Here is a 21,798-nt window from a genome sequence, read left to right as displayed (position 1 = left end):
AATCAGAACCTCGCGGAGATATTGAATTTTACGGCCCGGCCCGGTGCCGGCATCATCGAACGGGTAAGCGGGTCGAGATAATATTCATTGGTCAGGTTGGTGGCCGTCAACTCCAGAGCAATGTCCGGGGTGATTTTATATTTGGCATAAGCATCCACGGTCAGTACCGAATTCCAGCGCATCGGGTAATTATTAAAATTGATGTATCGTTCCGGGATAATCGTCATCAGGCGTTTCTCCTGGCTGTTTTCCACCGCACTGTGGTAGAGCCAGCGGCTGCCGATTTCTAATGATTCCTGCAATAAACGCCCGCCGAGGTTAAAGGTTACAGAATAATGCGGCTGAATTTGGGTACGCAGGAACCCGCCCGGATAACCCCCGTCAATGCATGACGGGATACCTTTCAGACCTGTCGGATCCATAAAGGCATGGGATGTTTCATCACAGACTTTATTGGCGAGGTTATAGGTCACACCCAGATCACTGAAGATCCAGCCATGATCATAGCGGGCCTGGATTTCAATCCCTTTCAGGATCTGTTTATCCATCTGTGAAAAACGGAAATAGTTATCACGATCAAACACATTGAGGATATCCGTATGGAAGTAATTCAGCCGGATATCCGCATGACGGTCGGCACGGAGCAGTGATTTTCCGTTAAAAACAACACCGTATTCCCGGGTTACCGCGCGTTCCGGTTTATAACGGTAACCGATATGCGGAACAGAGGAACCGGAGAACCCGACAGTATCCTCAAACAGGCTCGGCATACGTACGGTTTCCGCATAGCGGCCATACAGACGCAGATCATCGGTCAGATGAACCGAGGCAGACAGCATCGGTGTCCAGGCGCTGGCCTGGCGGCGGGGCTTTTCTTTCCAGGTATGGGTGACGGGTTGTTCTTCTCTGTCACCATGCTGAATAGGATGAGGGCCATATTCATAGAGATAAGTTTCCTGCCCGGTATAGGGATCAATACCCCGCAATGCGGTATCGATATCCGGCCGGTCTTTCTGTTTCAGGCGTCCGTCACTGGTATCCACCGGCCAGAATGCCCGTTCATGTACCATTGGCCGGTCTTTTCGGTTATCAAGATAATCACGACGCCATTGGGGATATACAGAATAAAATTTTTTTTGCGATACTATTTTTCTTTCTTCCGGAGTCAGTTCGAGCCACAGGCCCTGTTGCCGCTTTTTATAAATCTGTGATTCTGCTTCGGTCATATTCCTGTAATAATTCAGGTAATAACCGGTAACTTCATAGTCTTGTTTACAGTAAGGGTCTTTACGGGCGGCGCACTCATTGGAAAGATCATCGACACTCCAGTATACGGTTTGTCTGCCGCCGGCACTGAGTGACAACCAGGAGACCGGCTGCCAGTCCAGGCTGACGGACTGCTGATATTCAAAGCGGCGGCCTTTACGGGCGGGAACAGCGAACATAAAGAGTTTATAGTTTTCCAAGCTGGTATTACTGTCCAGATGCTCAAACTGCATATTAGCGGCCAGGGTTACTGACAGTTCCGGGGTAAAAGCAAACTTATTGCTGAAATCCAGCCCGTAGCGCTGATTCTGTACATTCAGGGCAGCGGTGTTAATCAGTGTGCCGTCGATTGCCGGGTTGATGGTGCTGATATCCCCCTGTTTATAGCCGTAGTCCATATTTTTAGGGTAGCGCGGCCAGCCGCCGCCGGAGTTGGTATTACTGGTGGTCAGGGTGGTCCACAGGCGGATATCTGCATCAATATAGGCAAGATGCGCCGGTCGGGATTTCAGGTGAAGATAACCGGCCTGTGCATGCAGGTCAGCCAGCGGCCACTGCGGAATGATATTATCCTCAGCGCGGATCCAGCCCAGCCGGGAAGGCATAATATCGCCGAAATCCGAGCGGGTATCGCGCCAGCTGAGTTGCAGCGCGTGGTCATCATTCAGATACCAGGTATTTTTTATCAGCCAGGATTCCGTTTTTGCTGATGTATTGGGAACTTCATTGCCTTTACGGTAAATACGGGACACAAACGGCATATACGGGTCGTAAGTCATATTCGACATTTGCAAAATACCGATATCGCTGTCAGACATTTCATCATTATAGTTTTCGCTGTGGCGTTTACCGGTAAAATAGTTTCCCCGGTCGCGGTAGGCATAAGCCAGTAACAGATCCATATTTTCCTGACGGGTACCCACTGCCAGACGCCAGGCGTAATCACTGTTATTCAGTGCGGGGGCATTATCACGATTTTCCGGGGTTAAATGGGTGCCGGGGTCGTCAATAATAAGCCAATCGAACTGCATATTATCCACAAGGCGGTAATCTTCCCCGATCCCCAGATTTGGTATCCGGGCTTTGGTGGTGTTACTGCTGTTTTCCAGCATCAGTGCAGCACCAAACTGGTCACCGTTTTTCACCACGTCATTGATGGTGAGTGTTTTCATGGCAACACCGCCGCCTACCGATGTTTTCAGGAGCGGATTAAGGGACGGGCCTTTTTCAATCTCAATTTCACTGATCAGCATCGGGTCGAGGTAATTACGGTTATTGGCACCGTTATAACCCCGGTACACCGTCACGGCCTGTTCGGTGCCGTCGATGGTGACCGGTACCCGGCCCGGCCCCTGTATTCCGCGGATATTGACATCCAGCGCATTACCGTTGCGGGCATCACCGCTGAATACCCCGTTGGCGCCTTTAAGAATATCTGCAGCAGAGGCGCCTTTATAGCGCTCTATTTCTTCTTTGGTGAGGATCAGGGTGGAGACATTTTTGTCATAGATTTTATCTTTGGCGCTGTCAGCAGCGGCCTGTTCATTACGGAGCGTAATGTCGCCCAGTTGCTGATTTTTTTCCTCTGTTGCCAGTCCCGGCAGCGGGATAAATAACACGGGCAGAAGCAGTGTGATTGTTTTATATGGATGACCAGATAATGGTGAATGCGAAGACATAACGATTCCCGGATGATAAAAAATAAATAATCAGAAAGGGTTAAAACAGCCGTTCAAAACGCAGCATGATTTCAGTCTGCCGGTAGCTATAAAGCCACGGTACAGAACTGCGGTTACGGGTGTGGATCAGTGAAAGCTGAGGCGAAATCTGCGCGAATGACGGCGGGTAGAGCGCGAGTGTTGTGCTGTATTGTCGGGTGAAATCCTCCCTGGCCTGGCGGTGTAACGGATGTGTGTGGTGATAACGTTTACGGGTGTAAACGGCATGAACAGACTGGGACACAAACGGGTGCCACAGGTAGGTCAGGCCGGTATGCAGGGCAGCCGTCCGGTAATGTTTATAGGGATCATTTTTTTTATGAACGGTGGTTTCTGTCTGTAAATACAGTGTGGCTGCCGGATGCGGGTGCCAGGATATCTGCGGCATCAACTGGTATTCAGTGCCGTTATGTGAATGCAGATAAGGCTGATAACGGTGCTGTCGCAGTGCCGCCAGTCCGCCCAGAGACCACTCCGGGCTGAGTTGCTGATTCAGATACGTTTGTAAGCCGTAAGCGGAGGAAAAACGACGTCCGGCGGAAAAATACTGCTCCAGCAGCGGGGTCAGTTGCCATAAAGTATGGCGATCCTGATAGTGATAACCCGTTTTAGCGGTCAGTGTTACGGTATTGGCTACCTGATTCGCGGCATCATACCGGGTGGACACCCGGTAGTGCTGCGTCAGAAAATGAGAGCCGGACAGCGGTGTCAGCCTGCGTAAATCCCAGTCGCTGCGCCATTGTAAGACGGCATGGGGGATCTGCGGGATAAGGCTGGCGTAACAGGAACCATCAGGACTGTAGTGCAGGCAGTGTGCTGTCGGCAGCGGGGTCTGATAATAATTATCCGTGTAATGGCTGCCGGCACTGATCATTAATGACCAGCTGAGTGCCCGGGTGAGTTCTGTGATGGTACGGGTAATTTCCGGATAGTGGGGAGAGGTCACCGGCAGGCGCTGACTCAGTTCCCGGAACAAAAGCAAGGCGTTCCCGATCTGGCGATTGGCCCGGTAGCTGCGGGCCAGTTCCAGTTGTGCGGCAAAGAAATGGGGTTTTTGTTGCAGAATGGTGTTATATAACACGATAGCAACCCCGGGGCGCTGGTTTAAATAGGCCAGTTTTGCCTGGCTGAAGATAATCAGTAATGGATCAGTCTGGTGTTCATGCTGATAAATGGATAAGTAATGATAAATCGCTTTGAGGTTATTTTTCTTTAGTGAAAGGTATAAATTACGTGCGGTATTATTATCTTCTGAATGATTGTTTTTTTGTATAGTTGCAGATGCTGGTAATGAAAAAACAAGTAATAATAAAAAAAGAATAAATCCGTAAATTAACTTTATCTGCGACGACATATTTATATCCGGTAAACACCAGGAACAGAGAATCTGTTCCTGGTGAAATGTTTCAATAATGAATCAGGACTTGGTTCCGCCGAACGCGATATTCTTCGCTTTATCGCTGCTGAACTCAGCATAACCGGCAACCTGCTGTGCATTGTCACCAAAGAAATGCCCGTTGGTTATCCCGCTGACGGTTGTGGTATCGGTACCGGTGGTGCTGACAGATGCGCTACCACCAAAGGCTGAACCACTGACAGTGCCGCTCAGGCTGTAGCTGAGGCCGGTTGAGCTGAGAGAGCCGGTAAAGGTATTAGCATCAAAATCCGTGCTGAATGTACCGCTGATCTGTTCACCGCTGCTGTAGCCGCTGAGTCCTTTAATGCTGTACTGTGCAGTGCCTTCGGATGGCATAGCAGCGGTGATATCTTTCCCTGCGTAATACGCCATATGAGAATCATCGCTGAAATCAGTACCGGAAACCCATTCACCGTAATAAATATCGGCATCGGCTATTTTGGCAAAATTAAAAGAGCCCATATTGCGATGTGACTGCGGAACAGAGGTGATAACAGAAACTCCGTTATCGTTTGGTACTGCACGGTTTGGCCCCTGTAAGCTGGTGAAGCTGATTTTCATTCCGTCACGCATGCCGGAATAACCGATTCCCGGTTCTCCGCCGGGTGACGGATGTCCCTGACGTTCAGATGGTGCAGTTACACCAACAGATATATAGCTACTTAAACCTTCATCAGATGATGCTCCATAGCCCGCATCAGCCTGAGCCTGTGCAGCGGAGAATGCGGCACACAGGGTAACCAGTGTCGCCAGCGGGGTTTTCAGGTTAAACATCTTCATAAATTAAACTCCTTATAATTTCATGAATGGTCGGGTGAATAAAAAGGTATTTTCCGGTGTATTTCCGGAAAACAAATAAACGATAAAGGAGAATGAATTTTGTGTAAATGAGAATTATTATCATCCGTTGCAATGGGAATAATTTGATTAGATTGCTAATTAAGTAACGAACTAAAAAATCACTCTTTTTTATTTTTTGTGACAGTTTTATTTCAAATATAAGAATGAAAATATGTGATGCGCATTCAGAGTTTTTTTGTACGGTAAATCCAGTTATTAATTCATGAAGGAAATTTAAATTCTGATGTTATTTTTTCATTTTATTAATGATTGAATTTCAAAAGCAATAATAATGCATTTAATTAACGGCTGTTATCGCATTTGATTTTGTATTTATGTTTCATACTGTCCGGTATATGAAGGCTGAACAGATAATCTGATGATGAAACACACTCTGACATTTTTGCTGTTAACGGTGCTGATGCTGACCGGCAACCCGGCCACGGCCGCATGGCCGCAAACCGGAAGAAGCGATATTTCTGAGCGTTATGACGTTATTACTCTGACACCTGATATGCCGGTGCCCGGCTCAGTCAATAATGACTCTGCAACACAGGGGCTGCGTCTGATCGGGTTACGGCGTGACGGTAACGGGGAGTACACAGAGGTCACCCGCCAGTTTTCCTCCGGCGCGACTAAGCGCATTCATTACAACGGGCGGCAGTACCGGGTCGTCGGGGATGTTTACCGGGCTGATAATCTGTCAGATAGCGGGCAGTGGGATAAAGGGCAGTCGGTGGTGACGGAAGAGTATTACGAAATTCTGGATAAAAACGGAAAGCGGACAGGGAAGGGATTTCGGTTTTCCCGGCGGGACTAAGTGCGGAATTATAAAGCTAACGTTAATTATTTTTAGCTGAAAACCATTAATATATACGCAACAGAGTATGTAAGCGGAGAATCATATGTCGTCAGTCCGGATCCTCAGTGTCGCACAGTGCCATGAGTCACTGCTGAACAGCGCGGAAGCACTGGTTGCGGAACAATGGCCGTTGTTTATGTTAGCCAGTCCGGTCTCTGACCAGTACTGGGATACACTGTATCTTGAGGAAAATCTGCCTTTTCAGCAGGTTGCTGTTGCGACTATTGCCGGAAAAGATCAGGTCGTCGGGCTTCTGAGTGCGGTTCCGTTTTATTTTCCGGAAGATGCACCACTGACTGAGTTGCCGGATGAGGGCTGGGATGCGGTGCTGACCCTGGGGGCAACCGATACCCGGAAACCGACATTTGTATCTGCACTGTCGGTGACCGTTGACCCGGATTTTCGCGGGAGAGGTATCCCGGCACAACTTATCACCGCGCTGAAAGCGGCTGTTGCACAGGCCGGGCTGAAGGGGGTGGTGGTACCGGTGCGTCCGACGCTCAAGGCACAGTATCCGTTACAGGATTTCGCGGAATATTGTCAGTGGCAGACCCCGCAGGGCGAGCCGTTTGACCCGTGGATCCGCACGCATGTCCGGCTGGGCGGACAGATTATCAAACCGGCGATGCGTTCGATGGATATCACATCCTCCGCTGATAACTGGTCGGAATGGACCGGCATGGCCTTTCCGCACGCCGGTCAGTACATTGTGCCGGGTGCTCTGGTGCCGGTTCAGGCCGATCCTGAAACGGACCGGGTCATTTATCATGAACCGAATCTGTGGATATATCATCCGCTGGCTGAATAGTCAGGGAGTCAGGCGTTCCGGGTGGGTATAGATGGTGGCCCGCCCTTTTTTACAGAACCCAACCAGCGTAAGACGGCAGCGTTTGGCGGTTTCAATCGCCAGCGTGGTTGGTGCGGAAACCGCAAACAGTATTTCCGCGCCGCACTGCGCGCTTTTTTGTACCATCTCATAGCTGGCGCGGCTGGATACCAGTATCACACCGTCTGTCCATTGTGCTTTTGCCCGCATACCCAGCAGTTTATCAAGCGCCACATGGCGCCCCACATCCTCACAGCCCCCCAGTAATTTGCCCTGCGGAGAGATCCAGCCTGCGGCGTGGGTACAACCGGTCAGTTTTCCTATTTCCTGCACCTGCGGAAGCAGGCTGAGTGCCTCATCAAGGTGACTGAGGGAAAAAGTCTGCGTGAAATCCAGCGGCGGGATCGGACGGAAAATTTCGCTGATTTGCTCGGTACCGCAGATACCGCAGCCGGTGCGCCCGGCCATATTACGGCGGCGTTCTTTCAGTCCGGTAAAACGGCGGGCGGATAATTCCACATGGACTTCAAATCCGCCGTGGCAGGCATCCGTGATATCAATCCCGCGGATGTCGGCGGCGGATTCAATAATGCCTTCGGAAAGTGAAAAGCCGACAGCAAAATCATCCAGGTTTTTCGGACTGGCCATCATCACCACATGTGAAATGCCGTTGTACACCAGAGCAACCGGCGTCTCTTCCGCGACCCAGTCATTTTCATTATGCCCGGGTTTACTTTTTTGTTGCACACTTGTGAGATGCGCACCGCGAATTAGACAATTATGTAACGATTCTATGGAATAAATGTCATCCATCAGATGAATTCCTGCGCTTAATAATACATAATAATAGTATGGGTAAAAGTTTACACCATTCCACCAGGCAATGAACCTGATCGCACGCACCACTGTGCGGATAAAAAGAAAGTTCGCTGTGGCTTATTTTGCAGCGGCATAAGAGCAATGTAATAAGGAGATCTCCATGCAAGTCAGCAGAAGGCAGTTCTTTAAGATCTGCGCTGGCGGTATGGCGGGTACAACGGCAGCGGCTCTGGGTTTTGCCCCGGCGGTCGCTATTGCCGGTTCACGTCAGTATAAGCTTTTGCGCGCACGTGAAACCCGTAATACCTGCACGTACTGTTCCGTCGGCTGCGGGCTGTTAATGTACAGTCTGGGTGACGGGGCAAAAAACGCCAAAGAATCTGTTTTTCACATTGAAGGGGACCCGGATCATCCGGTAAACCGTGGCGCACTGTGCCCGAAAGGCGCAGGTCTGATTGATTTTATCCACAGCGAAAGCCGTCTTAAATATCCTGAAGTCCGCGAGCCGGGCACCAACGAGTGGAAACGTATCTCGTGGAATGAGGCGTTTGATCGTATCGCCCGCCTGATCAAAGATGACCGCGACAGTAACTTTATTGAAAAGAACAGCGATGGCGTCACCGTCAACCGCTGGTTAACCACCGGGATGTTATGCGCATCAGCCGCCAGTAACGAAACCGGATTTGTCACCCAGAAATTTTCCCGCGCCCTCGGCATGCTTGCCGTGGATAACCAGGCGCGTGTCTGACACGGACCTACGGTAGCAAGTCTTGCTCCGACATTTGGTCGCGGTGCCATGACCAACCACTGGGTTGATATTAAAAATGCCAACCTTGTTGTCGTGATGGGCGGAAACGCTGCGGAAGCTCACCCTGTCGGGTTCCGCTGGGCGATGGAAGCCAAAATTCATAACAATGCCAAACTGATCGTCATTGACCCGCGCTTTACCCGTACTGCGGCGGTGGCGGATTTCTATACGCCTATCCGTTCCGGTACTGATATTGCGTTCCTGTCAGGTGTAATTAAGTACCTGATGGAAAATGAAAAAATTAACCGTGAGTATGTTGAGGCGTACACCAACGCCAGCCTGATCGTACGTGAAGATTATGCGTTCGATAATGGTTTGTTCAGCGGTTATGATGCGGAAAAACGTCAGTACGATAAAACAACCTGGAATTACGAGCTGGATGAAAATGGTTTCGCCAGACGCGATACCACATTGCAGCATCCGCGTTGTGTCTGGAATTTACTGAAAGAGCACGTCAGCCGTTATACCCCGGATGTGGTGACCAACATCTGCGGAACGCCGAAAGATGACTTCCTGAAAGTCTGTGAATATATCGGCGAAACCTGCGCGAAAGATAAAACCGCCTCGTTCCTGTATGCACTGGGCTGGACCCAGCATACCGTCGGTGCGCAGAACATCCGTACCATGGCGATGATCCAACTGTTGCTGGGGAATATGGGGATGCTGGGCGGCGGTGTGAACGCGCTGCGCGGTCACTCCAATATCCAGGGTTTAACTGACCTGGGTCTGCTGTCGCAGAGCCTGCCGGGTTACCTGACACTGCCGTCTGACAAACAGACGTCGCTGGACAGTTATCTGGCTGCCAACACACCGAAACCAACGGTACCGGGACAGGTCAACTACTGGGGTAACTATCCGAAGTTCTTTGTCAGTCTGATGAAAACCTTCTACGGCGACAAAGCGCAGAAAGAGAATAACTGGGGCTTTGACTGGCTGCCGAAGTGGGACAAAGGTTACGACGTCCTGCGTTATTTCGACATGATGGATAAAGGGGAAGTCAACGGCTACATCTGCCAGGGCTTTAACCCGTTAGCCTCATTCCCGAACAAAAACAAAGTGGTTAAGGCGCTTTCAAAACTGAAGTTCCTGATCACGGTTGACCCGCTGAATACCGAAACATCGAACTTCTGGCAGAACCACGGCGAGATGAACGATGTGGATCCGGCACAGATTCAGACCACGGTGTTCCGCCTGCCATCCTGCTGCTTTGCGGAAGAGAACGGTTCTATCGTTAACTCCGCCCGCTGGTTACAGTGGCACTGGAAAGGTGCGGATGCCCCGGGCGAAGCGATCAGCGACGGCGAAATTCTCTCCGGTATTTTCCATCGTGTCCGCAAACTGTATGAGTCGGAAGGCGGTAAAGTGCCTGAGCAGGTACTGAACATGACCTGGAACTACTTCGATCGCGATAATCCGACCCCGGAAGAGGTCGCGCAGGAGAGTAACGGTCTGGCGTTGGTCGATCTGAAAGATGCTGACGGCAACGTGATTGTGAAGAAAGGCGAGCAGCTCACCTCATTCGCACAGTTGCGTGATGATGGTACCACGGCAAGCGGATGCTGGATTTTTGCCGGCAGCTGGACGCCGCAGGGCAACCAGATGGCACGCCGTGATAACGCTGATCCGACCGGACTGGGTAACACCCTTGGCTGGGCGTGGGCATGGCCGCTGAACCGCCGCGTGATTTATAACCGTGCATCTGCGGACCCGGCGGGTAAACCGTGGGATCCGAAACGCCAGATTCTGGAATGGAACGGCAGCAAGTGGATCGGTATGGATGTGCCGGACTACAGCAACGCCGCGCCGGATTCGGATGTCGGGCCGTTTATCATGCAGCCGGAAGGGATGGGCCGCCTGTTTGCTATCGATAAGATGGCGGAAGGGCCGTTCCCTGAGCACTACGAGCCGATTGAAACCCCGCTCGGTACCAACCCGCTTCATCCGGATGTGGTTTCCAACCCGGCTGCCCGTATCTTTAAAGATGACTGGGCGCAGATGGGTAAAGCAGAGGAATTCCCGTATGTCGGTACAACGTACCGCCTGACTGAGCATTTCCACTACTGGACAAAACATGCACGGTTAAATGCCATTATTCAGCCGCAGCAGTTTATCGAAATCGGTGAGCGTCTCGCGAATGAGAAAGGTATCTCTCAGGGTGATACGGTGAAAGTCAGCTCCAAACGCGGTTATATCAAGGCCAAAGCAGTGGTCACCAAACGTATCCGGACACTGGATGTGAATGGTCAGAAAGTGGATACCATCGGTATTCCGATTCACTGGGGCTTTGAGGGTGTGGCGGTGAAAGGCTTTATCACCAACACGCTGACACCGTTTGTCGGGGATGCGAACACCCAGACGCCTGAATTTAAAGCCTTCCTGGTTAATGTGGAAAAGGTGTAAGGAGATAAATTATGTCAATGCAATCACAGGACATTATTCGTCGCTCTGCCACCAATTCCCTGACCCCCGCACCTCAGGTGCGGGATTTTAAGGAAGAAGTGGCGAAGCTGATTGACGTGACTACCTGTATCGGCTGTAAAGCCTGCCAGGTAGCCTGTTCGGAGTGGAATGATATCCGTGACAAGATCGGTACCAACGTGGGGGTGTATGACAACCCGCAGGATCTGACCGCCAAGTCATGGACCGTGATGCGTTTTTCCGAAGTGGAAGAAAACGGCAACTTTGAGTGGCTGATCCGTAAAGACGGCTGTATGCACTGCGCGGACCCGGGCTGTCTGAAAGCCTGTCCGGCGGAAGGCGCTATCATTCAGTATGCCAACGGGATTGTCGATTTCCAGTCAGAGCACTGCATCGGCTGCGGTTACTGTATCGCGGGCTGTCCGTTTAACGTGCCGCGTATCAACGAAGAAGATAACCGCGCTTATAAATGCACACTGTGTGTTGACCGCGTGGATGTGGGTCAGGAACCGGCGTGTGTGAAAACCTGTCCGACAGGGGCGATTCATTTCGGCTCGAAAGAGGATATGCAGGCGCTGGCGGGTGAGCGGGTCACTGAGCTGCAAAGCCGCGGTTACGCCAAAGCCGGTCTGTATGATCCGCAGGGCGTCGGCGGTACGCACGTGATGTATGTGCTGCACCATGCTGATAAACCGCAGTTATATCACGGTCTGCCGGAGAATCCGGAAATCAGTGCGGCGGTGAAATTCTGGAAAGGCGCATGGAAACCACTGGCAGCAGTCGGCTTTGCGGCGACCTTTGCGGCGGCAATCTTCCATTACGTGGGTATCGGCCCGAACCGGGTATCAAAACGCGAGGAAGAAGAGGCCCTGAAAGATATTCAGGATGTTCCGGCAAAGACTGAGCAATCAGCAGGTCAGGAGGAGCAGAAATAATGCAACAGGATGATCGCGAAAAAATTATCCGCCACAAACCCATTGAGCGCGTGAATCACTGGGCTGTGGTCATTTGTTTTCTGTTCACGGCCATCAGCGGGCTCGGGTTTTTCTTCCCGTCGCTTAACTGGTTTATGAACATTCTGGGTACCCCGCAGTTATCACGTCTGCTGCATCCGTTTACCGGTGTGGTGATGTTCTTACTGTTTGTGTTTATGTTCTTCCGTTACTTTAAACACAACTTTATCAACCGTGATGATATCGAGTGGGCGAAGCAGATCGGCAAAATCATGAAAAATGAGGAAGCCGGAGATGTCGGTCAGTATAACCTCGGTCAGAAAGGGGTGTACTGGGCGGCCAGTATCTGCCTGTTCCTGCTGCTGCTGAGCGGTATTGTTATCTGGCGTCCTTATTTTGCGGAGTATTTCTCCATTCCGGTGATCCGCATCGCGCTGCTGGTACACTCAATTTCTGCTATCGGGCTGATTATCACCATTATTGTTCACGCTTATGCGGCAATCTGGGTGAAAGGATCAGTGCGTGCGATGACAGAAGGCTGGGTAACCCGCGGCTGGGCGAAGAAACATCACCCGCGCTGGTACCGTCAGATTGTGGCAAAAGAGCGCGAAGAAGATAAAAAAGGTCAGTGACCGTTTTTAATCTTCTCGTGTGATTATTCAGAAGGCAGGGATCTCCCTGCCTTTTCGACATTTTAAGGCAGCCGGTTCATAATAGGGTTTTATTTGCCGGACCGGCTTATCCTCTCCATATCAGAAGAAGAGCAAGATCATGAGTATCCGAATTGTATCCAAAGAAGAGCTGGGACAGGCTCAGAAAAATGAAAAAGGGATTGGTTTTATCCCGGCAGTGCTGTTTCCTAATCTGAAGAATCTGTATCAGCGCCGTGCCGAACGCTTTGATGAGCTGGCCAAAGATAATCCGTTTGCGGATTACCTGGAATTTGCTGCTGAAATCACCCGTGCCCAGCAGAAAGCCCTGTATGACAATCCGCTCAGTATGGATATGGATGCCCTGATGGCTGCGAATATGCCGGGTAAAGCACTGCTCGACTGCCGTACCTTTCAGCGTACTGAACACTGGCGTAAACTGCTGAAAAGCATTATTGCCGAGCTGCTGCCGGTCGCTCCGGATCATGCCCGCCCGACCCTGGAAAACCTGGATAAAGCGTCTGAGAATGAGCTGGAAGATATGGCAACTGCGTTGTTTAATCAGGAATTTTCCGCTGTATCACCGGATAAGTCCGTGTTTATCTGGGCGGCATTATCTTTATACTGGGCGCAGATGGCGTCGATGATTCCGGGTAAAGGCCGTGAAGAGCACGGCGAACATCGTCAGTTCTGTCCGGTCTGTGCAGCGATGCCGGTTTCCGGCGTGATCCAGATTGGTACCACACAGGGATTGCGTTATCTGCATTGCGGATTATGTGAAACCGAATGGCATGTGGTCCGTATTAAGTGTACGAACTGCGAACAGACCCGCGATCTGAATTACTGGTCACTGGAAAGTGAGCAGGCGGCAGTGAAAGCCGAAAGCTGCGGTGACTGCGGCAGTTATCTGAAAATTATGTCACAGGAAAAAGACGCGAAAGTGGATACTGTGGCTGATGACCTGGCAACCCTGATCCTGGATGCCCGTATGGAAGAAGAAGGTTTTGCCCGCAGCAGTATTAACCCGTTCCTGTTCCCGAACGAATAAGCCCGGAAGTGAGCCCGCTATGAACGAACGTGCATTATACAGTCAGATACCTGCCATTGACGGGTTATTACATGAAACACCGGTCACTGCGCTGACAGAACAGTACGGCCAGACCTGTATCGTCAGTGTACTGCGGGAAATGCAGGATGATGCACGTGACGCGATCCGTGAACGGCAGCAGCTGCCGGACTGGCACGATTGCTGGGCGGCTGAACTGTCCCGCCGCCTGGACAGCGAGCGGGAGGCACTGCGTCCGGTCATTAACCTGACCGGTACCGTGCTGCACACCAATCTCGGCCGTGCCCTCCAGGCGGAAGCGGCTATTGAGGCGGTGACCAATGCCATGCGCTGGCCGGTTACGCTCGAATATTCTCTCGATGATGCCGGACGCGGCCACCGCGACAGCATTGTCGCGGAGCGTCTCTGTCTGCTGACCGGCGCGGAAGCTGCCTGTGTTGTTAATAATAATGCGGCGGCGGTATTACTGGTGCTGGCAACGATGGCGGCCGGACGGGAAGTGATTGTTTCCCGTGGTGAGCTGGTGGAAATCGGCGGCGCTTTCCGTGTGCCGGAAGTGATGAGTCAGGCGGGATGCCGGCTGAGAGAAGTCGGTACCACAAACCGTACTCATCTGCATGACTATAAAAATGCGATCAGCGAGCAGACTGCGCTGCTGATGAAAGTCCACACCAGTAATTATCATATTGAAGGTTTTACGGCTGAAGTTTCCGGACAGGAACTGGCGGAACTTGGCCGGGAACAGAATATCCCGTCAGTGATTGATCTGGGCAGCGGTGCACTGATTGATATGACACTGTGGGGGCTGCCGGAAGAGCCGATGCCGCAGCGTTATCTGGCTCATGGTATTGATATTGTCACTTTCTCCGGCGATAAACTGCTCGGCGGGCCGCAGGCGGGCATTATTCTCGGTAAAAAAGCGTGGATTGAGGCAATACAGCGTCATCCGCTCAAACGTGCCCTGCGGGCAGATAAAATGACCCTGGCGGCACTGGATGCCACGCTGCGCCTGTACCGCCGTCCGGAAAAACTGGCGCAGACACTGCCGTCACTGCGTTTGCTGACCCGGTCTGCTGACGATATTTATGATATGGCACAACGGCTTGTGCCAAAAATTCAGGCATATTACGGTGATGAATGGGTGATCCGTGCAGAGCCCTGCTCTTCGCAGATTGGCAGCGGATCACTGCCGGTGGAACGTCTGCCCGGCTGGGCTGTGACGTTTACCCCGCAAAACGGAAAAGGCAGCGCCTTAGCCACCCTGACGCAATCTCACCGTCAGCTGACCATTCCGGTGATCGGACGGGTAAGTGACGGGCGTCTGTGGTGGGATCTGCGTTGCCTTGAAGATGAAAACCGACTTTTACAGGCACTGTTACCATGATTTTTGCTACCGCCGGCCATGTTGACCACGGAAAAACAGCACTTATCCGGGCCGTCACCGGTGTGGATACCACCCATCTGCCGGAAGAGAAAAAACGCGGAATGACCATCGACCTGGGCTATGCCTACTGGCCGCAGGATGATGATACCGTTATCGGTTTTGTGGATGTGCCGGGCCACGAAAAGTTTCTCGGCAATATGCTGGCGGGCATCGGCGGTATCCGCCATGTGCTGCTGATTATAGCCTGTGATGACGGGGTGATGGCACAAACCCGCGAGCATCTGGCGATTCTGCGCCTGGCGGGACGTCCGCAAATCTCGGTGGTGCTGACCAAAGCGGATCGTGTTCCGGCGGAACGGACTGAAGAAGTCCGGCAGCAAATCACAGAACTGCTGTTATCTGACGGCTGGCCGGAAAGCCCGGTATTTGTCACATCATCCCACAGCGGTGAAGGGCTGGATGCATTGCGGGCACATCTGCGTCTGCACCATCAGCAGCAATCGTCAGACAGCCGGACAGAAAAACGGTTCCGGATGGCGATTGACCGTGTTTTCAGTGTCAAAGGGGCGGGGCTGGTGGTAACCGGTACCGCGCTGGCCGGACGGGTCAGCACCGGTGACACATTATGGGTGACCGGCAGTGACAAATCTGTCCGTGTGCGCGGTATTCATGCCCAGAACCGCCCGCAGGAGACGGCACAGGCCGGTGACCGCGTGGCGATCAACCTGAGCGGTGATGTCAGTAAAGAGACGGTTTCCCGCGGTGACTGGCTGCTGAGTGAAAAACCGGTGCAGTCTGCACACCGCATTCTGGCTGAACTTGAAACGGACGAAGGCCTGAAAAGCTGGCAGCCGGTGCATATCCACCACGGTGCCAGCCATATTACCGGCCGCGTGTCTCTCCTGAATGACGATAACAGTTATCCGCTGCTGGCGGAAATTACCCTCGATACCCCGCTCTGGCTGGCGGAGGAAGACCGGCTGATTCTGCGGGATATCAGTGCGCAGCGCACACTGGCGGGGGCACGGGTACTGAATTTATCCTCCCCGCGCCGCGGAAAACGCCGTCCGGAGTTTCTGGCGTGGTTATCAGAACGGGCTGCGGCACAGGATGACCGGGCGGTTTTATGTTGTGAATTACCGCGCGGAGAGGTATCCCTGCCGGTATTTGCCTGGGCGCGGCAACTGACAGCGGAAAAACTGACGGAATGCACTGACGGTCTGAGTCTGCTGATCAACGATGGTTACGCCCTTTCCGCACAACGGGTTGAAACGGCAAAAGCTGTTCTGCTGGCAACGCTGGCGGATTACCACCAGTCACACAGCGACCAGATGGGCGTCGGGCGTGACAGACTGAAACGGATGGCATTACCGGTGCTTTCTGATGCTATTGTGTTTCCGGTTATTGCACAATTACTGGATGAAAAGCAGATTGCCAGAACCCGCGGCTGGCTGCATCTGCCGGATCACGGGCTGGCGTTTGATCCGGCTCAGAGCGCGCTCTGGCTGAGCGCCGAACCGCTGTTTCAGCAGGAACCGTGGTGGGTGCGGGATCTGGCCGTTAAACTCGGTATTGATGAAACTGTAACCCGGCCGTTTCTGAAAAAAGCCGCACAGCTTGGTCATATTATGGCGATTGTGCCGGACCGCTATTACCACCGGTCACAAATCACGGAATTTGCGCAGGTGATCCGTGAATATAACCGGTCACATGAAGAAGGTATCGGCGCGGCACAATTCAGGGATAAATACGGCATGGGGCGTAAGCTGGCCGTACAGATTCTGGAGTTTTTTGACAGAACCGGTTTTACCCGCCGCAGAGGGGACAAACATATTTTGCGGGATGAGGGATTATTTTAATTTTCTTCGAAAAGGATTTGAGGTATGAAGATTGATTTGGAAAAACTCCTCGATGAGTTTAATAAAAATAAATTTCCAAGCTATTATGTCGAAAAGGCTAAAGCTTATGGATGGGATATAGTATATATCGATATAAAAACTGACGTATTTAATGTCGCGCTGGATATCGATATCAGAGGGAATATTTATCTTGTCTTCCGGGATCATGAATCCCGCTGTATTTTTAATAAATTTCTTCATCGTGATTTTGAAGAAAGGGTGATGATTTATAATAAGAAGAATAATGAGTATGAACTTGGAACAATTCCCGGTCAGGATTTTGATACTCTTTCAATAACGTATGGTGCTATAAGAAATATTATTGAGTTTTATAATGATATTTATCAGTATTACCATAATAAAAAACAGCGGGAATCAGCCGGTAATATAGAGTCACTCCTTCGTCAGAAAACAGAAAATGAAACCTGGAATGATGTATACCATTTCTTTAAAGAAAAACGATTATCTGCGCTGGAAACAGTTAAATGGATAAAGGAAAATCACTGTAGCCTCAGCCGGTTTGGCGATGGTGAAATGAAGCTTCTGACAGAAGATGGTGTTTATTTTCAGAAAGCTGATAAAAAACTGACATATGAATTAAGAAGAATATGCTCAGAAAAACATAACACACTGGTATGCATGCCGCATTGCGCTATAGAAGATGGTTTTTGGCATAAGTTCTGGGTTAAATATTGGTTCCGGTGTAAGTTTTTTATTGACCAGCCGGTATATGGCGATTCATTTGTCAGTCGTCCTGAAGGCTTTTATCAGTTTGGTGATGAATTGGTTAATGCCTGGATGGATATATGGAAAGATAAAAATGTCTGCATTGTTACCGGTGATAAATCCCGGCTGGACTGTGAACACTTTATGTTGTCAAATATAAAAAATAAGGAAATTATTCACACTAAAAATACAAATTCTTATGATGATATCGATTTGCTGACAGAACAATGCCTGGAAAAAAAGGATGTTGATATATTTTTAATCGCATCAGGCCCGGCGGGTACCGTATTATCCGCCCGGCTGGCAGATAATAACAGGATGGCACTGGATATCGGCCATTTAACAAACAGTTATGATGTGGTTTATGAAGGAAAAGAGAGCCCGGAACAACTGCCTTTTTACTGAAAATAAAACAGGCCGCAACTGCGGCCTGTTTTGTACTGTATTTGCTGTTATCAGGCTTTAGTCGCGACTATTACACTGGAGGCTTTTATCAGTGCGACAATTTCATTACCTTCATGTAATTCCATTTCATCGCGGCTTTCATTGGTAATAACCGCTGTCAGCGGCAGCCCTTTTTCGGTTCTCAGATGAATCGTGCTGTTCACGGCACCGTTGACTATTTTGCTGATTTTACCGCGGAACTGGTTGCGGGCGGAAAAACGCAGACCGCAATCCGGATTTGCCAGAACAACCCACGGTGCTTTAATAACCGCAACAGCTTCTTTTCCTTCGCGGATTTCTAATACGTCACAGCTCTCTTTGGTGATAACCGTTGTCAGGATTTCGCCATGCTCAAGTGTTAATTCCACTTCATTATTAACAGCACCGGTAACAATACGGGAAACTTTACCGGTGAGCTGGTTACGGGCGGAAATTTTCATTGTGTGACCTCTTTCCTTTCAGTGATTAGCCGGAATGGTTAATCTTCCTGTTGTATCACACGATATACGCAGCGGCGAGAACCTGTCAGTAAATATTCGACCCGTTCCACATTTGCATCCAAAACGGTCTGAAACAGTTCGAGCTCAGCACGGCAGAATCCCTGACACATACGGGCGGCGGAGCAGATAGGGCAGTGATTTTCAATAATCAGCCAGCTCCCTTCCGGTTCTTTTTCCCACTGTGCCATATAGCCTTCCTCTGTGCGGATAGCAACGAGGCGGATAATGCGTTCTTCCAGGGTTTCCGCACCCTGAAGTTTATCAAAATAGTCGCGGCGGGCTTCATTTTCACGGGCAGTAATAATTTTGCCGATAGCATCCTCACCGAGTTCGCGGCGGATGGTGGTCAGGATTTTGACCGTCAGCTCAGCGTGACAATCCGGAAAGCGTTTGTTGCCCAGCGCGGTCAGATGCCAGCGCTGCACCGGACGGCCGACACCCCGGCATTCGGAATGTGCCTCAACCATGCCGTCCCGGGCCAGCTTGGTAAATTGCTGACGGGCAGCTTCCCCGGTGGTGCCCAGGTGCTCCCCGGCCTCGGATGCCTGCATCGGGCCATGCTTTTTCAGGAGAATAAGCAATTTTTCTCCGACCGATTGTGCGGAACTGAGGTTGCTTTCCAGGTTAGTTCTTGACATATTCTCGTGCCCGGTATCTATTTATCCAAGTTAATTCTTGTTTAATTTATCGTATTCAGCAAAGTATCACAAGACTAAAGGATGGTTCTATGTTGCCTGATGACAGCCGCTGGCGTGATCTCTTTTCAGGGAAAAACGCTGCGATTTCAGTCGCTCTCTCGTTCGGTGTTGTTATCCACGCCGTTAATATTTTAATGGCAACCACCATTTTGCCATCTGTGGTTGCCGATATCGGCGGCCTGAATCTGTACGCCTGGAACACCACACTGTTTGTGGCGGCATCCATTATCGGCTCCGTACTTTCTGCCCGCATGCTGGCCGTATATGGTGCCCGCATCGCCTATCTTCTTTCTGTCATTGCCTTTTTTGCCGGCAGCCTGGCCTGTGCCCTGGCTCCCCGGATGGAAATTATGTTGCTGGGGCGTGCCATTCAGGGCTTCGGCGGCGGTGTTATGTTCGCATTGTCTTATGCCATGATCAATTTAGTGTATGTTCCGGCATTGTGGCCGAGAGCAATGGCACTGATTTCCGGGATGTGGGGAGTTGCCACATTAGTCGGTCCGGCTGTCGGAGGTATTTTTGCCCAGTTAAATGCCTGGCGTTATGCTTTTGGTGTGATGTTGCCGCTGATGGTCGTTTATGGGCTCTTTTTGCTTACGATTATGCCTAAAAAGCAAAAGAATGACGGTAACCGGCCACATCTTCCCCTGATCCAGCTGACATTACTGACCGCTGCGGTACTGGTGGTTTCCGCCGGCAGCCTCAGTCCGGATGTATTCCTGAATGTGGGCGGCGTGGTGGTTTCCCTTCTGTTGCTGATTGTGCTTGCGGTGATTGAGCAGCGCAGCAGTACCCGGTTATTACCGGAGAATACTTTCCGGCGCGGCAGTCATCATGCCGCGCTGTATGTCACTATCTCTCTGCTGGCTATCGGGATGACCTGTGAAGTGTTCGTGCCGTATTTCCTGCAACGCCTGCACGGCCAGTCACCGCTGGCATCCGGTTATATGAGTGCACTGATGGCGCTGGGCTGGACAGTCAGTGAGATCATCAGTGCGGGATGGAAAGGGGCGAAAATGCGGGCCAGTATTCTGCTCGGGCCGGTCTTTGTACTGGCGGGGCTGGTGTTGCTGGCACTAACACTCTCTGTACCGTCTGCCGGAACATGGGCCATTATGTCGCCGATCCTGCTGGGATTATCGCTGGTCGGGTTCGGGATCGGGTTCGGCTGGCCGCATCTGCTGACCCGGATTTTACAGGTTGCGGCACCTGCGGATAAAGAGATTGCCGCCGCTTCCATCACCACAGTACAGCTCTTTGCCACGGCACTGGGTGCCGCTCTGGCCGGTATGATTGTGAACGTCAATGGTTTCAATGACGGAACACTGACGGGCGTGATGTCTTCAGCCTACTGGCTGATGATGTTACTGGCGATTGCCCCGCTGATTGCGATTTTTACTGCCCGCCGCTGTGCGGCCATTTCTTACGGCTGATTATCCCGTTTATGATAATAGTGTATGCCGGAATGAGGACTGTATCCCGTTCCGGCCTTTTTTTACACTGACCGGATGTTTTCTGTCAGGGTAATATCCGTTATGTCTCAGTATCATCTCGAATTTGAAAGGCCAATCATTGAGCTGGAAGAAAAAATTGCTGCATTACAATCATTTAAAGAGCGCAGCAGCGATTTGGGGTTTGATCCGGATGATGAAATCGCCTGCCTGCGGAAAAAATGCGAAAAGCTGACGCAGTCGATTTATGCTGATCTCGGTGCATGGGAAATTGTCCGGCTGGCCCGTCACCCGCTGCGGCCCTATACCCTGGATTATATCAGTCTTATTTTTACCGATTTTCAGGCGCTGGCCGGTGATCGCGCCTTTGCGGATGATAAAGCGATTGTCGGCGGGCTGGCACGCTTTGAGGGCCGCCCGGTGATGGTTATCGGTCACCAGAAAGGGCGTGATACCAAAGAGAAGTTACTGCGCAATTTTGGTATGCCCTCACCGGAGGGGTACCGCAAGGCACTGCGACTGATGAAAATGGCCGAACGTTTTCATATGCCGGTACTGATGTTTATTGATTCCGCCGGTGCCTATCCCGGTGTGGGTGCGGAAGAGCGCGGACAGGCGGAGGCGATAGCCCGTAACCTGCTTGAGCTGTCGCGGCTGAAAACCCCGGTGATCTGCACTATCACCGGCGAGGGATGTTCCGGCGGTGCGCTGGGGATTGGTGTCGGTGATCGTATCAATATGCTGCAATACAGTACCTATGCGGCAATCTCGCCGGAGGGGTGTGCCTCTATCCTGTGGAAAAGTGCGGATAAAGCACCGCTGGCTGCCGAAGCCATGGGGATGACCGCGCCGCGCCTGAAAGCGCTGGGTATTATCGATACCATTATTCCCGAACCGGCAGGTGGTGCTCACCGCAACTATCAGCAGGCGGCGGATAATCTGCGCGATCAGCTGTTGCAGGATCTGGCGGTATTATCAGCGTTGCCGGAAGACGAACTTCTGGCACAGCGCTATCAGAAATTAATGTCTTTCGGCCATTGCTGAAGACAGATTA

General features: G+C 51.3%; 17 protein-coding genes. 11 read left to right on the top strand and 6 right to left on the bottom strand.

Going from position 1 to position 21,798, the window contains the following annotated elements; translation table 11 throughout:
• Positions 1–2: 2 nt before the first annotated feature.
• The 3 genes from R5268_RS15440 to R5268_RS15430 form a co-directional block, all read right to left on the bottom strand.
• Complete coding sequence (locus R5268_RS15440) at positions 3–2,945, bottom strand: TonB-dependent receptor domain-containing protein (RefSeq protein WP_317419661.1); 2,943 nt, start codon at positions 2,943–2,945, stop codon at positions 3–5.
• 40 nt (positions 2,946–2,985) lie between these two features.
• Positions 2,986–4,338, bottom strand: coding sequence for a surface lipoprotein assembly modifier (locus tag R5268_RS15435; RefSeq protein ID WP_317419660.1), 1,353 nt, complete (start codon positions 4,336–4,338; stop codon positions 2,986–2,988).
• Positions 4,339–4,401: 63 nt separating this feature from the next.
• Entirely contained in the window at positions 4,402–5,181 is a 780-nt protein-coding gene (locus R5268_RS15430) for a Slam-dependent surface lipoprotein (RefSeq protein WP_317419659.1), read from the bottom strand.
• A gap of 439 nt (positions 5,182–5,620) precedes the next feature.
• On the opposite strand from R5268_RS15430, the gene R5268_RS15425 reads away from it, so the two are divergent.
• Both R5268_RS15425 and R5268_RS15420 read left to right on the top strand, forming a co-directional pair.
• Positions 5,621–6,061, top strand: coding sequence for a hypothetical protein (locus tag R5268_RS15425; protein WP_317419658.1), 441 nt, complete (start codon positions 5,621–5,623; stop codon positions 6,059–6,061).
• 85 nt (positions 6,062–6,146) lie between these two features.
• A complete protein-coding gene (locus R5268_RS15420; RefSeq protein ID WP_317419657.1) occupies positions 6,147–6,911 on the top strand; it encodes a GNAT family N-acetyltransferase in 765 nt (254 codons plus the stop codon).
• Here R5268_RS15420 and fdhD read toward each other — a convergent pair whose 3' ends face one another.
• Positions 6,912–7,742, bottom strand: coding sequence for a formate dehydrogenase accessory sulfurtransferase FdhD (gene fdhD, locus R5268_RS15415; protein WP_317419656.1), 831 nt, complete (start codon positions 7,740–7,742; stop codon positions 6,912–6,914).
• 166 nt (positions 7,743–7,908) lie between these two features.
• On the opposite strand from fdhD, the gene fdnG reads away from it, so the two are divergent.
• The 7 genes from fdnG to R5268_RS15380 all read left to right on the top strand — a co-directional run bounded on the left by fdnG (position 7,909) and on the right by R5268_RS15380 (position 18,056).
• Positions 7,909–10,956: a formate dehydrogenase-N subunit alpha gene (gene fdnG / locus R5268_RS15410; protein WP_107679580.1), complete on the top strand. Its 3,048-nt coding sequence runs from the start codon at positions 7,909–7,911 to the stop codon at positions 10,954–10,956.
• An 11-nt stretch (positions 10,957–10,967) separates the two neighbouring features.
• Entirely contained in the window at positions 10,968–11,909 is a 942-nt protein-coding gene (fdxH, locus tag R5268_RS15405) for a formate dehydrogenase subunit beta (protein ID WP_046892846.1), read from the top strand.
• Complete coding sequence (gene fdoI / locus R5268_RS15400) at positions 11,909–12,559, top strand: formate dehydrogenase cytochrome b556 subunit (protein ID WP_004240169.1); 651 nt, start codon at positions 11,909–11,911, stop codon at positions 12,557–12,559. Before fdxH ends, fdoI begins: the two co-directional genes overlap by 1 nt.
• 139 nt (positions 12,560–12,698) lie before the next feature.
• Positions 12,699–13,625 carry a formate dehydrogenase accessory protein FdhE gene (fdhE, locus tag R5268_RS15395; protein WP_052926484.1) on the top strand — a complete coding sequence of 309 codons (927 nt, stop codon included), beginning with the start codon at positions 12,699–12,701 and terminating at the stop codon, positions 13,623–13,625.
• A gap of 19 nt (positions 13,626–13,644) precedes the next feature.
• Positions 13,645–15,027, top strand: a complete 1,383-nt coding sequence (selA, locus tag R5268_RS15390; RefSeq protein ID WP_317419655.1) for an L-seryl-tRNA(Sec) selenium transferase — start codon at positions 13,645–13,647, stop codon at positions 15,025–15,027.
• Complete coding sequence (gene selB, locus R5268_RS15385) at positions 15,024–16,886, top strand: selenocysteine-specific translation elongation factor (protein ID WP_317419654.1); 1,863 nt, start codon at positions 15,024–15,026, stop codon at positions 16,884–16,886. The genes selA and selB overlap by 4 nt, the downstream gene beginning before the upstream one ends.
• Before the next feature lie 24 nt (positions 16,887–16,910).
• Positions 16,911–18,056, top strand: coding sequence for a GT-D fold domain-containing glycosyltransferase (locus tag R5268_RS15380; protein ID WP_317419653.1), 1,146 nt, complete (start codon positions 16,911–16,913; stop codon positions 18,054–18,056).
• Between the two features lie 50 nt (positions 18,057–18,106).
• Here R5268_RS15380 and R5268_RS15375 read toward each other — a convergent pair whose 3' ends face one another.
• Positions 18,107–18,535, bottom strand: a complete 429-nt coding sequence (locus R5268_RS15375; protein ID WP_182106328.1) for a molybdopterin-binding protein — start codon at positions 18,533–18,535, stop codon at positions 18,107–18,109.
• Positions 18,536–18,573: 38 nt separating this feature from the next.
• A complete protein-coding gene (locus tag R5268_RS15370; protein WP_182106326.1) occupies positions 18,574–19,233 on the bottom strand; it encodes a helix-turn-helix transcriptional regulator in 660 nt (219 codons plus the stop codon).
• Between the two features lie 89 nt (positions 19,234–19,322).
• Here R5268_RS15370 and R5268_RS15365 point away from each other — a divergent pair, with 89 nt between their 5' ends.
• Together R5268_RS15365 and accA are read left to right on the top strand one after the other, a co-directional pair.
• Entirely contained in the window at positions 19,323–20,726 is a 1,404-nt protein-coding gene (locus R5268_RS15365) for an MFS transporter (RefSeq protein ID WP_317419652.1), read from the top strand.
• Positions 20,727–20,828: 102 nt separating this feature from the next.
• Entirely contained in the window at positions 20,829–21,788 is a 960-nt protein-coding gene (accA, locus tag R5268_RS15360) for an acetyl-CoA carboxylase carboxyl transferase subunit alpha (protein WP_107679576.1), read from the top strand.
• Positions 21,789–21,798: the final 10 nt, after the last annotated feature.

The organism is Morganella sp. BCCO 40_0007 (genome assembly GCF_032989665.1).
Classification (GTDB): Bacteria; Pseudomonadota; Gammaproteobacteria; order Enterobacterales; family Enterobacteriaceae; genus Morganella; species Morganella sibonii.
The sequence above is the reverse complement of the archived record's forward strand: the minus strand, read 5'-3'. Positions and strand labels throughout refer to the sequence as shown.

Excerpts from the sequence above, each read along its gene's own strand:
- R5268_RS15440 (WP_317419661.1), bottom strand. The coding sequence starts at position 2,945 with ATGTCTTCGCATTCACCATTATCTGGTCATCCATATAAAACAATCACA.
- R5268_RS15435 (WP_317419660.1), bottom strand. The coding sequence starts at position 4,338 with ATGTCGTCGCAGATAAAGTTAATTTACGGATTTATTCTTTTTTTATTA.
- R5268_RS15430 (WP_317419659.1), bottom strand. The coding sequence starts at position 5,181 with ATGAAGATGTTTAACCTGAAAACCCCGCTGGCGACACTGGTTACCCTG.
- R5268_RS15425 (WP_317419658.1), top strand. The coding sequence starts at position 5,621 with ATGATGAAACACACTCTGACATTTTTGCTGTTAACGGTGCTGATGCTG.
- R5268_RS15420 (WP_317419657.1), top strand. The coding sequence starts at position 6,147 with ATGTCGTCAGTCCGGATCCTCAGTGTCGCACAGTGCCATGAGTCACTG.
- fdhD (WP_317419656.1), bottom strand. The coding sequence starts at position 7,742 with ATGGATGACATTTATTCCATAGAATCGTTACATAATTGTCTAATTCGC.
- fdxH (WP_046892846.1), top strand. The coding sequence starts at position 10,968 with ATGTCAATGCAATCACAGGACATTATTCGTCGCTCTGCCACCAATTCC.
- fdoI (WP_004240169.1), top strand. The coding sequence starts at position 11,909 with ATGCAACAGGATGATCGCGAAAAAATTATCCGCCACAAACCCATTGAG.
- fdhE (WP_052926484.1), top strand. The coding sequence starts at position 12,699 with ATGAGTATCCGAATTGTATCCAAAGAAGAGCTGGGACAGGCTCAGAAA.
- selA (WP_317419655.1), top strand. The coding sequence starts at position 13,645 with ATGAACGAACGTGCATTATACAGTCAGATACCTGCCATTGACGGGTTA.
- selB (WP_317419654.1), top strand. The coding sequence starts at position 15,024 with ATGATTTTTGCTACCGCCGGCCATGTTGACCACGGAAAAACAGCACTT.
- R5268_RS15380 (WP_317419653.1), top strand. The coding sequence starts at position 16,911 with ATGAAGATTGATTTGGAAAAACTCCTCGATGAGTTTAATAAAAATAAA.
- R5268_RS15375 (WP_182106328.1), bottom strand. The coding sequence starts at position 18,535 with ATGAAAATTTCCGCCCGTAACCAGCTCACCGGTAAAGTTTCCCGTATT.
- R5268_RS15370 (WP_182106326.1), bottom strand. The coding sequence starts at position 19,233 with ATGTCAAGAACTAACCTGGAAAGCAACCTCAGTTCCGCACAATCGGTC.
- R5268_RS15365 (WP_317419652.1), top strand. The coding sequence starts at position 19,323 with ATGTTGCCTGATGACAGCCGCTGGCGTGATCTCTTTTCAGGGAAAAAC.
- accA (WP_107679576.1), top strand. The coding sequence starts at position 20,829 with ATGTCTCAGTATCATCTCGAATTTGAAAGGCCAATCATTGAGCTGGAA.